10 protein-coding genes are annotated in these 12,138 nt (G+C 67.5%); 4 read left to right on the top strand and 6 right to left on the bottom strand.

What is annotated here, in order from left to right:
- Positions 1-42 precede the first annotated feature (42 nt).
- Entirely contained in the window at positions 43-834 is a 792-nt protein-coding gene (locus NS2_RS33240) for an acyl-[acyl-carrier-protein] thioesterase (RefSeq protein ID WP_228102723.1), read from the bottom strand.
- A gap of 156 nt (positions 835-990) precedes the next feature.
- Here NS2_RS33240 and NS2_RS33235 point away from each other — a divergent pair, with 156 nt between their 5' ends.
- Positions 991-1,902 carry an ADP-ribosylglycohydrolase family protein gene (locus tag NS2_RS33235; protein WP_033091248.1) on the top strand — a complete coding sequence of 304 codons (912 nt, stop codon included), beginning with the start codon at positions 991-993 and terminating at the stop codon, positions 1,900-1,902.
- 5 nt (positions 1,903-1,907) lie between these two features.
- On the opposite strand, the gene NS2_RS33230 is transcribed toward NS2_RS33235, so the two are convergent.
- Entirely contained in the window at positions 1,908-2,735 is an 828-nt protein-coding gene (locus tag NS2_RS33230) for a PhzF family phenazine biosynthesis protein (RefSeq protein ID WP_033091249.1), read from the bottom strand.
- A 92-nt stretch (positions 2,736-2,827) separates the two neighbouring features.
- A complete protein-coding gene (locus NS2_RS33225; protein ID WP_033091255.1) occupies positions 2,828-5,299 on the bottom strand; it encodes an HAD-IC family P-type ATPase in 2,472 nt (823 codons plus the stop codon).
- A gap of 215 nt (positions 5,300-5,514) precedes the next feature.
- On the opposite strand from NS2_RS33225, the gene rarD reads away from it, so the two are divergent.
- Entirely contained in the window at positions 5,515-6,375 is an 861-nt protein-coding gene (gene rarD, locus NS2_RS33220; RefSeq protein ID WP_033091256.1) for an EamA family transporter RarD, read from the top strand.
- Between the two features lie 48 nt (positions 6,376-6,423).
- Here rarD and NS2_RS33215 read toward each other — a convergent pair whose 3' ends face one another.
- The 3 genes from NS2_RS33215 to NS2_RS33205 are packed head-to-tail and all read right to left on the bottom strand — an operon-like array spanning position 6,424 to position 9,211.
- Positions 6,424-7,476, bottom strand: a complete 1,053-nt coding sequence (locus NS2_RS33215) for an ABC transporter substrate-binding protein (RefSeq protein WP_033091250.1) — start codon at positions 7,474-7,476, stop codon at positions 6,424-6,426.
- 3 nt (positions 7,477-7,479) lie between these two features.
- Positions 7,480-8,367 carry an ABC transporter permease gene (locus NS2_RS33210; protein ID WP_033091251.1) on the bottom strand — a complete coding sequence of 296 codons (888 nt, stop codon included), beginning with the start codon at positions 8,365-8,367 and terminating at the stop codon, positions 7,480-7,482.
- Positions 8,357-9,211, bottom strand: coding sequence for an ABC transporter ATP-binding protein (locus NS2_RS33205; protein ID WP_045439554.1), 855 nt, complete (start codon positions 9,209-9,211; stop codon positions 8,357-8,359). Before NS2_RS33205 ends, NS2_RS33210 begins: the two co-directional genes overlap by 11 nt.
- A 160-nt stretch (positions 9,212-9,371) precedes the next feature.
- Between NS2_RS33205 and NS2_RS33200 the strand changes: the two genes are divergently transcribed.
- Positions 9,372-11,135, top strand: coding sequence for an ATP-binding protein (locus NS2_RS33200; RefSeq protein WP_033091257.1), 1,764 nt, complete (start codon positions 9,372-9,374; stop codon positions 11,133-11,135).
- Positions 11,117-11,800 carry a response regulator gene (locus tag NS2_RS33195; RefSeq protein ID WP_033091253.1) on the top strand — a complete coding sequence of 228 codons (684 nt, stop codon included), beginning with the start codon at positions 11,117-11,119 and terminating at the stop codon, positions 11,798-11,800. The genes NS2_RS33200 and NS2_RS33195 overlap by 19 nt, the downstream gene beginning before the upstream one ends.
- The last annotated feature ends 338 nt before the right edge of the window (positions 11,801-12,138 follow it).

Genomic DNA, 12,138 nt, shown 5'->3' with positions numbered 1-12,138 from the left:
ATCCAGGCGTCCTTGTCTTTTCTTCTTTTGGCTCTTCGTTTTTCAACTCTTCGCAGGAAGGAGTTGGGCTATGGCTCGGGTGTCGCCTGCGACGGAGAACCAGAGGGTGAGGGTGTCGGTGTTGCGGGTGGTGTGGATGTCGAGGAGTTCGCCGTAGCGGATGGGCTTGTTGTACTCCAGGACGAAGCGGTGGGGGGATTGGGTGAGTTCGGTTGCGTCGGCGGTGAATTCGTGGATGGCGTGCCAGTAGGCGGTGTTGGTGATGTGTTGGAAGTGGTCGGTGTCGGTGCGGCGTAAGGGGAACCGGGTGCCGGGGGTGGTGGGGAGGGGAGTGTCGAGCCATTGACGCCAGCGGAGGCGGTGGTCGGCGGTGGTGGTGCACATGAGGTCGAAGAACTCGTCGGCTACGCGGGACGGGCTCATGGTGTCCTTGTTCATGTGGATCCAGAAGCCTTCGGTTTCGATGAGGCCGCCGGTGTCGGAATCGATGCGGGCCCGCATGGTGCACCACCGCGGCGAGATGCCCGAGCACCAGCGGCGGATGCGCAACTGGGCGGGCCAGGTGATGGGCTGGAGGACGTCGATGACGGTGCGGCGGACTATCCAGTGCGGGTGCGTGTCCAGGGCGTCCATATGGATCAGGTGGTCGACGCCCGCGTCCTGGAGGTGGCGGGCGATGCCGTCGATGCGCAGATTCTGGTTCTCGTCCATATCGACGGTGCCGAGCCGACGCGTGACGTCGAAGATGTGCCCGGAGTCCGGGACCGGCGCCAGCGGCAGGGACAGCGGGTGCGACGAGATCGGGCTGGGACGGTCGACGAGCTGGTTCATCATTCGGTAGAACCTCCGGATCATCCATCCGACTGGGATGCCCCCGAGCGTAATGCGGAACCCGTAAAGACACCGGCTGGCACCCTCGGCGTGCCCACCGGATGAGTAACGTCGTGGTAGACCGATGTGAACGCATCGGAGCGGAAGAGGCGAGCACAGATGGAATTGACGCCGGAGCAGGCCGATCGTGCGGCCGGGGTACTGCTGGGCACGGCGGCCGGTGACGCCCTGGGGGCAGGCTACGAGTTCACGCATCCGGCCCCGGACGTGGAGATCCGGATGAAGGGCGGTGGCGCGTTCCGCTGGGCTCCGGGCGAGTGGACCGACGACACCGCGATGGCGGTAGCCGTGGCCCGAGCCGCCGCCGAGACCGGCGACATCTGCAGCCCCGAGGGCCTGGACGCCGTCGCCGCCGAGTTCGTCGCCTGGTGGGATTCGCGCCCGAAGGACATCGGCAACCAGACCCGCCAGGTCCTGGAATGGCGTGACCGCACCGGCCGCGACATGCAGCTGCGAGCCCACGACCTCACCGGCCTGAAAGCGGGCAACGGTTCGCTCATGCGCACCGCCCCCGTCGCGCTCGCATACCTCGACGATGCCGAGAAGTGCGGCAAGGCGGCCAAACTCGTCAGCTCCCTGACCCACTACGACATGCAGGCCATGCAGGCATGCAAACTGTGGACCCTGGCCATCCGCCACGCCGTCATCCACGGCACCTACGACGGCCTCCGCGAGGCCCTGTCCCAGGTCGACACCGGCTTCTGGGAACCCTTGCTGGACAAGGCCGAAACGGGCACCCCCGCCGATTTCCCCAAGAACGGCTGGGTGGTCCACGCCCTGCAGACCGCCTGGTGGGCCATCACCCACGCCGAAACCGTCCCCGCCGCACTGGAACTCGCCGTGCGCGCGGGCGGCGACACCGATACCACGGCCGCCATCGCCGGCGGCCTGCTCGGCGCGCGCTGGGGCGCGTCAGCGATCCCGGAGGATTGGCAGTCGCTGCTGCACGGCTACCCCGGCTACCGCAGCCCGGACCTGACGGACTTGACCCGGAAGATCATCGACCGCTGAGTTGCTCAGTCCGGCAGCCGGACAACCCCATCCAGATAGCGTCGGCACCGCCCCGTGAGCCGGACCCGGTCATCGCGCAGATGGCACCGCATCGACCCACCACGCCGTGACAGCTGCCGCGCACTGAGCGTGGTCCGCCCCAGCTCCCGGCTCCACAGCGGGGTCAGCTGAGCGTGCGCGGACCCGGTGACCGGATCCTCCGGAATCCCCTGCCCGGGCGCGAACACCCGGGACACGAAGTCGACCTCATCGCCCTCGGCGGTGAGGATGGCCGCCCGGTTCATGGCCGGAAACGCCGAGAAGTCGGGACGGGATTGCCGCACTTCGTCTTCGGCGGTCACGAACAGCACCACATCGGTGCCCTCGAAGGCCCGCAACGGCCGCACCCCGAGCGCCTGCGCGAGCCGGTTCGGAACGTCCTCGTGCACATCGATTTCCACCGACGACACCGAGGGCAGGTCCAGCACCAGATCATCGCGATCGCGATCCACCCGCAGCCACCCGCTGCGCGTATAGAAGTGCACCCGATCCGCCCCCGGATGCATATCGTCGAGGATCTGCGCCGCTGCCGCCATGGTCGCGTGCCCGCACAGATCGACTTCCACGGTCGGCGTGAACCAGCGCAGATGGAACGCGGGCGAGTTGTCCGGCGGCGCACCCGCTTCCGCCGGCAGCGCCGAGGTGTAGAACGCGGTCTCGGCGAGATTGTTCTCCTCGGCTAGCCGCTGCAGCAGTTCGTCCGGTAACCAGGCCAACAGCGGCATGACCGCCGCCGGATTGCCCGAGAAGGGTGCGTCGGCGAATGCGTCGAGCTGATGCAGCAGGACCTCCATGGGGCACAAGGTACCTGCAGTTTCGGCGACTGCCCAGGACGGACAAACCCACGGCGAGCCAAACCATGCGACCAGTTTGGATATGAAGCGCGTCAGTCCTTTTCACTCGGCGGCGCCGCGTCCGCGACCACCGGCGGCGAATGCGGCGACTCGCCCAGATACCTGGCGCTCAACCACCAGGCCACCTCGACGAGCACGATGCCGATCGCGCCGCAGATGATCGCCGAAGTCGTGAGGGCCACGTTGGAGGGATCGAGTTTGAAGAAGTGGCGGGTGAAGGGCAGTGCGAACAGGATCAGGTATCCCACAACGGAACCCGCCACCAGCAGGATCTTCCACCAGTTCCAGGGCCGGGCCACGATGGCCAGCACCCAGACCGCGACGATCAGCAGGGTGATGAGCGCGGTGGTGCCCGCTTGAACCTTGGCGGTCTCCCCGGCGTCGGGCCCCCGGTAGGCGACCAGGTACGAGATGAAGGTCATCACGCCGATCACCACGCCGGAGGGAATCGCCAATCGCAGGACGCGGCCGACGAATCCGGTGCGGGCGCGCTCGTTGTTGGGCGCGAGGGACAGGATGAACGCGGGGATGCCGATGGTGAACCAGGCGGCGATCGTGACGTGGCGGGGCAGGAACGGATACCCGATGGCCTTGTAGCTGAAGATCTGTGAGCCGATGCCCGCAATGCCGACCAGGAATGCCAGCACCACCGAGTACACGGTCTTGGTGAGGAACAGATTGGAGACCCGCTCGATATTGCCGATCACCCGGCGGCCCTCGCCGACCACGTACGGCAGCGTGGCGAACTTGTTGTCCAGCAGCACGATCTGCGCCACCGAGCGGGTGGCCGGACTGCCCGAACCCATGGCGACGCCGATATCGGCATCCTTCAGCGCGAGCACGTCGTTGACGCCGTCCCCGGTCATGGCGACGGTGTGCCCGCGCGACTGCAACGCTCCCACCATGGCGCGCTTCTGATCCGGCCGAACCCGGCCGAACACCGTCTTGTGCTCCAGCACATCCGCGAGCTCGTCCTGGTCGGTCGGCAAGGTGCGGGCGTCGACCGCGTCGTGCCCGCCGGACAGCCCCAGCGAGGACGCCACCGCCCCCACCGACACGGCATTGTCGCCGGAGATCACCTTGGTCGAAACATGCTGGGAGGCGAAGTATTCGAGCGTCCCCTTGGCGTCGGGCCGCACCTTCTGCTCCAGCACGACCAGTGCCGCCGGGGTCACCTGCCCCGGCGCGTCCGGCGCGTCGACCGACCGGTCGCTCCGGGCCAGCAGCAGCACCCGCAGCCCCTCGGCCCCGATTTCCTGTGCGGTATCGGCGATTTCGGAGCCCGGATCCAGCAGCACGTCCGGCGCGCCCATGAGCCAGTTGCCGTGCTCCCCGTAGGACATGCCGCTCCACTTCTTGGCGGAGGAGAACGGCGCGACCCCGGTGGACTGCCAGTCCGGCGCGTCCGGCAGGGCTTCCTTGATGGCCAGCACGCTGGCATTCGGGCGCGGATCGTCGGCGGCCAGGGCGGCCAGCACCCGACGGAGTTCCCGGTCGAGAGCCTGGCCATCACCGGCCACGTCGTGCACCGCCCGAATCTCGGCCAGCCGCATGCCGTTCTCGGTGAGCGTGCCGGTCTTGTCCGCGCACACCACGTCCACCCGGGCCAGCCCCTCGATGGCGGGCAGCTCCTGCACCAGGCACTTGCGCGCACCCAGGCGCACCACGCCGACCGCGAACGCGATGGAGGTCATCAGCACCAGACCCTCGGGCACCATCGGCACCAGCGCGGCCACCATGCCGTTGACCGCGGGCCGCCAGGATTCCTTGGACGACACCAGCTGGTTGTAGATGGACAGCAGGCCCGCCGGAATCAACAGGTAGGTAATGACTTTCAGAATGGTGTCGATACCGCTGCGCAGCTCCGACTTCACCAGCGTGAACTTGCTGGCCTCGTCGGCGAGCTTGGCCGCGTAGGCGTCCTTGCCGACCTTGGTGGCCCGGTACGCGCCGCTGCCGGACACCACGAAGCTGCCCGACATGATATGCGCCCCAACGGTTTTGTCGATGGGATCGGCCTCACCGGTGAGCAGCGACTCGTCGACCTCGAGCAGTTCGGCCTCGATCACCTCGCCGTCCACCACGATCTGGTCGCCGGGCCCGAGCTCGATGATGTCGTCGAGCACGACCTCCTGCGGCGCGACCGACACGGCCTGACCGCCGCGGCGCACCACGGGCTTGGCCTGCCCGATGATGGCCAGCTTGTCCAGGGTGTTCTTGGCCCGGATCTCCTGGATGATGCCGACCGCGCTATTGGCGATGATCAGCAGCCCGAACAGCCCGTCGATGATCGACCCGGTGGCCATCACCACGACGAACAGCACCCCCAGGATCGCGTTGATCCGGGTGAAGACGTTCGCCTTGACGATGTCGCGGACCGACCTGCTGGCCCGCTCCGGCACGTCATTGGAGAGCCCGTCCCGCCGCCGCTGCTCCACCTCGGCGGAGGTGAGCCCGAGCGCGGGTGGACCGGGTGGACTAGCTGCCTGCGCAGTAATCGACATGCCCTCCACAGTAAAGGGCAATCAAAGGAACCGGTCCGTAGCTGGCCGTCGCGCGCCGAACCCGAGTGCGGATCATCCGACATATCGGCTGTCGCGACGTTCGTTATGCGGGCTAACGTTGTCGAGTGGCCGAACGACGTGGGACCCCAGCAGCGCCGGTCGAAACGAGTCGGAGCGGACACCCGGCGCGGCACGACGGCACCCGGGACACGGGCATCGCCTTCGGCATCGGGGCCTATTTCCTGTGGGGACTGTTCCCCGCGTTCTTCGGATTGCTGTCCTTCGCCAGCGCCGGGGAGGTGCTGGCCGAACGGATCCTCTGGACTCTGGTTGTCGCCCTGCTCGCGCTGGCGGTCGCGGGCCGGTTGGGTGAGCTGCGCCGCATCGACGCCCGCACGTGGCGGCTCGCGGCGGTGGCCTCGGCCGCCATCTCGATGAACTGGGGCGTCTACGTCTATGGCGTGATCTCGCACCACGTGGTCGAGTGCGCGCTGGGCTACTTCATCAATCCGCTGGTGACGGTGGCCTTCGGCGTCATCATCTTCCACGAGAAGCTGCGGTCGATGCAGTGGATCGCGCTCGGGCTGGGTGCGACGGCGGTGATCGTGCTGACCGTCGACTACGGCCGCCCGCCCTGGATCGCCTTGATCCTGGCCTGTTCCTTCGCCACCTACGGTCTGGTCAAGAAGGTGATCCGGCTCGATGCCCTGCCCGGTCTGGCCGCCGAGGGGTTGGCCGCCGCGCCGTTCGCCCTGATCGCGGTGATCGCCATCGCGCTGACCGGCAATGCGACCTTCGGCTCGTCGCTGCCGCACACGGGATTGCTCATGCTCAGCGGCCCGGTCACTTTGGTCCCGCTGACGCTGTTCGCGCTGGCGGCCCCGCGAGTCCCGTTGTCCACCATGGGAATCCTGCAATACCTCACCCCCGGCCTACAGCTGGCCTGGGGCGTGGCGGTCGGCCACGAACCCATGCCCGCCTCCCGCTGGGCCGGTTTCGCCCTGATCTGGCTGGCATTGGCCATCTTCACCGTCGACGCCCTGCGCCGCGCCCGCCGCAACGCCATCCCGCAATAACGCGACACCGCACACCCCTCATGTGATGTGCGGTTCCGCGTGGGCCGGTCAGGGTTTGCGCGCGCCCTGGGCCTTCTCCACGAACTCGTTGGTGTAGGTGGCACCGAGGTCGATGCGGTCGCGCACCGGGGACACATTGCGCGAGTATTTGCCCAGGATGCGCAGGACGTTCTGCGCGCCTTCGGGTTTCATCAGCCCGTCGCCGTTGAACATGCTGATCGAGTCGGTGATGGACTTGACGTAGAGCTTCGGATCGCCGCCCGCGTACTGGGAGGGCATCTTGGCGGCGATCTCCTCCGGGGTGTGGGTCTTGATCCACCGCAGCGTCTGGACGAAGGAGTCGGCCAGCTTCTGCACGATGTCCGGATGGCTGCGCACGGTCTCGCAGCGCATGTACAGCGAGGCGGCGGGGTAGAGGCCGCCCAGTGCCGCGCGAGTGCCCTGCTCGTTGCGCATGTCCACCAGTACCTCGGCGTCACCGGAGGAGACCATCTTGGCGACGGTCGGATCGGTGGTCATGCCCGCGTCGATGCCATTGTGGTTCATGCCCGCGATGAAGGTCTGTCCCGCACCGACTTTCACCCGGGTGTAGTCGGAGGTCTTCAGCCCCGCCTGCCCGGCCAGCGCCTGGGTGAGGAAATCGGTGGAGGAGCCCAGCGACGTGACACCCAGGTTGCGGCCCTTGAAGTCCTCGGGAGACTTGATGGTGTCGGCGTCCTGCTTGGACACCAGCTCGACCTCGCCCGGCACATCGGCGAACTGTACGACCGTCTGCAGGCACTGATCCTTGGCCTGGAGATCGATGGTGTGGTCGTAGAAGCCGACCACGCCCTGCACGTCGCCGGTGAGCAGCGCGGTCTCGGCGTTCGCGCCGGACTGCTCGCCCAGCAGCTTCACGTCGATGTCGTTGTCCTTGAAGAAGCCCAGCTTCTCGGTGAGCATGGCCGGCAGATAGATGACCTTCTCCAGGCCACCCACCATGATGGTGATCTGCGGCCGCCCGTCGGCCACCGGAATGGTGCGCGAGTCGCGGCAGCCGGTCACCAGCAGCAGCGAGGCGATGGCCAGCACGGCCACGGCAATATGCTTGCGGTAGTTCATGGCTCAGATCCCGTGGCCCGAGGACGACTGGGACGGACGCCATTTCAGCAGCCGGTTCTCCGCCAGCCCGATCAGCCACTCCGCGACCAGCGCCACCACCGTGATGATGATCATGCCCGCGTAGATGCCCGCCGCGTCGAAGGTGCCCTGCGCATTGGAGATCAGCAGACCCAGACCCTTGCTGGCACCGGCGTATTCACCGACCACCGCGCCGATGAGCGCGAAGCCGAAAGCGGTGTGCAGCGACGACAGGATCCAGGTGGTAGCGCTCGGCAACACGATCGAGCTCAGCACCTGACGGCGGCTCGCACCCAGGATGCGGGCATTGTTGATGACATTGCCATCCACCTCGCGCGCCCCGGTGAAGGCGTTGAAGAACACCGCGAAGAACACCAGCACCACGACGGTGGCCACCTTGGATTGCAGCCCCAGGCCGAACCAGATGATGAACAGCGAGGCCAGCACGATGCGCGGAACCGCGTTGAGCGCCTTGATGAACGGGGCCAGCACATCGGCCCAGTAGCGCGAGCGGCCGAGCAGCACGCCCAGCACGACGCCCGCGACGGTGCCGATGGCGAAGCCCAGCACGGCTTCTTGCACGGTGGTGTACAGCTGTAGCCAGATGGAGCCGAATTGCGTGCCCTCGGTGAACCATTCGACCAGGCGGTCCCAGATCAGCGTGGGCTTGGAGTAGAAGAACGGGTCGATCCAGTAGGTGGCGGTGAGCTGCCAGGAGCCCAGCCATACGGCCACGATCAGGGCGCGCAGACCCCAGGTGCGGATCTTGTTGCGGCGGGCGTTGGAGCGCACCCGCGCCAGGATCTGCTCCTCGGTCTCGACCTCGAATTCCGGTGAGCTCTCAGCGGCCTTCGCCATGACATCAAGCGACACGGGCCGCTCCCTTCGCACGGGCCGCCTCGACCTGATCGCGCAGCGTTTCCCAGATTTCCTTGTAGAGGTCGCGGAATTCCTCGGTGAGCCGGACTTCCTCGACATTGCGCGGCCGCTCCAAGGTGACGGTGAAGTCACCGCAGACCGTCGCGGGGGAGGCGGTCATGACGACCACCCGATCGGCCAGGGCGATGGCCTCTTCCAGATCGTGTGTCACGAAGATGACCGCCGCGTTCGTACCCGACCACACCCGCAGCAGCTCGTCCTGCATGAGCTGGCGGGTCTGCACGTCGAGCGCGCTGAACGGCTCGTCCATGAGGATGATCTCGGGATCGTTGACCAGGGTCTGCGCCAGCGCGACGCGCTTGCGCATGCCGCCGGAGAGCTGATGCGGGTAATAGTTCTCGAACCCGCCCAGCCCGACCGTGCGCACCCAGCGTGCCGCGCGCTCGCGGGCCTCGGCCTTGGTGACGCCCCGGAACTTCGGGCCCAGCGCCACATTCTCGATGACCGACTTCCACGGCAGCACGGCGTCCTGCTGGAACATGTAGCCGACCCCGTCGGGGATGCCGCGAACATCCTTGCCGCGCACCAGGGTTCGCCCCGCCGAGGCGGGCTCCAGGCCCGATACCAGCGAGAGGGTGGTGGACTTGCCGCAGCCGGTGGGACCGACGACGGCAACGAACTCACCAGCGGCAACGCTGAAGTTGAGATCGCGAACCGCGGTGTGGATCCCACCGTTGTTGCCCGGGAACCGCTTGGTCGCACCGCGCAGTTCGATCAAAGGCGCGTCGCTCTGCCCAACGGGCGGCTCGCCGCCGAGCTCAGTGGTCGTTGTGCTCATTACCGCTCCTGTTTTCAGTGCCGCTACTGCGGCGTTGGTCAGAAGCTACGTGCGCCGGGTCACACTCGGCCCGGTTGTGCGCGCAAGTCACACAACCAACGATTCGCCCGTTTTGCGCATTCTGCTCATGAGTTTGCGAGGGGTTGTCTACACTGTCGCCGTGTTCTCGCTAGGCCCCCGCTCCGTCCGTCTCCGGACCCAGATCCTGCTCCTGCAGATCGCCGTGGTGGGCCTGACCCTCGGCCTGGCCTTCGGCGTCTTCGCCTACATCAGCGGCGAGCGGCTCTCGAACGAGTACGGTCAACGCGCCCTGGCCATCGCCCGCGCGGTCGCCTCCGACCCGCAGGTCCGCGCCGCGGTCGCGCGCGACGCGGAAGGCCGGTTACCCGCGGGGCCCGCCCTGAAACAGGAACTCGCCGACGGTGAACTGGAACAGATCGCCGACAGCGCCCGACTGCGCACCGGCGCGCTGTTCGTAGTGATCACCGATGACGCGGGTATCCGCCTCGCCCACCCCGACCGCGCCCGCCTCGGTGAAATGGTCAGCACCGACCCCTCCCGCGCCCTGGCCGGATCCGAGGTGGTGATCCAGGAGCACGGCACCCTGGGCGAGTCCGTCCGCGCGAAAGTACCGGTCCTGCAGCCGGATACCGCGGCCCCCACGGGTGGGCGAGTGGTGGGTGAGGTGAGCGTCGGGATCTCCACTGCGGCGGTTCATGATCAACTGCTGCGCGATCTGCGCCGTGCCGGATTGCTGATCGGCGGCGCGCTGCTGGCGGGCATTGCCGGATCGGTGTTGCTGGCCCGTCGCTGGCACGGCCTGACTCTCGGCTTGGAGCCTTCCGATCTGGCCGACCTGGTCCGCGAGCAGGACGCCGTCCTGCACGGTATCGGTGAGGGCGTGGTCGCCGCCGATGTGAAATCCCGGGTCACGGTCGTCAACGACGAAGCTCGCCGCCTGCTGGGCATCGACCCGGAATCGGGCAGCGATATCGAGGCGATCGGCCTGACTCCCCGTGTCCTGCAAGCCTTCCGCGCCGCCGACGGCCATCCGGTCCAAGCCGCTGTCGGTGACCGCATCGTGGTGGTGACAGCCCGCGCCGTCAGCCGGGACAATCGTCCGCTCGGTGCGGTCCTGTCCGTCCGCGACCGCACCGACGTGGAATCCCTGACCCGTCAACTGGATGCGGTCTCCACCATGAGCACCGTCCTGCGCGCCCAGCGCCACGAATTCGCCAACCGCCTCCACCTGCTCAGCGGCCTGCTTCACACCGGCCACCCCGGCGAAGCCGCCAACTACCTGGAAGAACTCCTCGGCTCCAGCCCCCTGGGCGCGACTCTGCCGGGTGTCGATGCCATCCGCGATCCTTACCTGCAAGCCTTCCTCTCCGCCAAGGCCGCCCATGCCCGCGAAAGGGGCGTGCAACTCCGCCTGGGCCCCAACACCTGGGTGGACGCCAATCTCGCCGCCCCCGTCGATGTCACGACCGTCCTGGGCAACCTGCTCGACAACGCCATCGACGCCGCGGCAACCGAGCCGACCTCGACAACCACCGTGACCGCTGACCTCGCGACGGCTGATCCGGTGGTGGAGGTGGAATTGGTGCGGGAGGGGGAGACGCTGCACATCGCGGTGGTGGACAGTGGCGGCGGGGTCGCGCCGGAACTGGTGGATTCGCTGTTCGCCGAAGGGGTTTCCACCAAATCTGGCGGCGGTCCGGGCGGGCGCGGGCTGGGGCTGGCGCTGTCGCGGCAGGTGGCTCGAGCGCGGGGCGGGGACGTGAGACTGGCGGACCCGGGAGGCGTGGGGGAGGCCGGGGCCGCGGGGGACGGTGGTGAGAAGTGCTTGGGGGGAGCGGAATTCATTGCCCGGATGCCGGGTGTGTTATCGGAGGAGGAGTCGGCGTGGGCCGGGGAGAGTTGAGCGTGCTGGTCGTCGATGACGACTTTCGCGTGGCGAATATGCATGCCGGGATCGTTTCGGCGCTACCGGGATTCACGGTGGGGGCGACGGTGAACAGTGTGGCGGCCGCGCGGGAGGCGATCGCGGGAAACGACTTCGATCTGGCGCTGGTGGATGTCTATCTGCCGGACGGGTCGGGGGTGGAGTTGGTGCGGGAGATTCGGTTCGACGCGATGATGCTCACCGCGGCAACGGAATCGGAGACGGTGCGGGCGGCGCTCGGGGCGGGGGCGATCGGGTATCTGGTGAAGCCGTTCGATCATGCGGTGCTGGCGGCGCGGCTGGCGGGGTATGCGCGGTATCGGCGGGTGCTGGCGGCTCCCGAGGTGACGGCGGCCGATGTGGATGTCGCGCTGGCGGCGTTGCGGCCGCAGGTGGTGGTAACCGGGGGTGGGGGCGCTCCGGTGCCCGCGTCGCACACGAAAGAGCTGGTGTTGCAGGCGGTTCGGGCGGCCGAGGCGCCGATGTCGGCGGCGCAGGTGGCGGCCGCGATCGGGATTTCGCGGGCCACCGCGCAGCGGTATCTGGCGAACCTGGTCGGGGCGGGTGACCTGCGCATGCAGTTGCGCTACGGCAGCACCGGACGGCCGGAGCAGGAGTACTCCGCGCCCAAGCGGGGGATGTGAGGGTTCGCACAGGGGTCTTTGCGAATCCGGCGGCGAGTGGTTAACGTCGAAACAGTGGCGGTGCTCCTGTCGGCCGACTTGTACCGGTCCAGGGTCGGGATCGCCACGAACACAGGAGTATTCCTATAACTATTCAGTTCAACCACACCATTGTCGCGTGCACGGACAAGCGAGTCTCCGCCGAATTCTGGGCGGATATTCTCGGGGTGGAGGTGGGCAAGCCGTACGGACCGTTCATTCCGCTCACCGTCGGCAATGGCGTCACCTTCGACTTCTCGGATATGCCACCGGGTTTCGAGGGCGCGCCGCAACCCCAGCACTACGCCTTCCTAGTGTCG

The sequence above is a fragment of the Nocardia seriolae NBRC 15557 genome, from assembly GCF_007990715.1.
Taxonomy (GTDB): Bacteria; Actinomycetota; Actinomycetes; order Mycobacteriales; family Mycobacteriaceae; genus Nocardia; species Nocardia seriolae.
The sequence above is the reverse complement of the archived record's forward strand: the minus strand, read 5'-3'. Positions and strand labels throughout refer to the sequence as shown.

Coding starts and splice junctions, on each gene's coding strand:
- NS2_RS33225 (WP_033091255.1), bottom strand. CDS start 5,299: ATGTCGATTACTGCGCAGGCAGCTAGTCCACCCGGTCCACCCGCGCTC.
- NS2_RS33215 (WP_033091250.1), bottom strand. CDS start 7,476: ATGAACTACCGCAAGCATATTGCCGTGGCCGTGCTGGCCATCGCCTCG.
- NS2_RS33235 (WP_033091248.1), top strand. CDS start 991: ATGGAATTGACGCCGGAGCAGGCCGATCGTGCGGCCGGGGTACTGCTG.
- NS2_RS33205 (WP_045439554.1), bottom strand. CDS start 9,211: ATGAGCACAACGACCACTGAGCTCGGCGGCGAGCCGCCCGTTGGGCAG.
- NS2_RS33230 (WP_033091249.1), bottom strand. CDS start 2,735: ATGGAGGTCCTGCTGCATCAGCTCGACGCATTCGCCGACGCACCCTTC.
- NS2_RS33240 (WP_228102723.1), bottom strand. CDS start 834: ATGATGAACCAGCTCGTCGACCGTCCCAGCCCGATCTCGTCGCACCCG.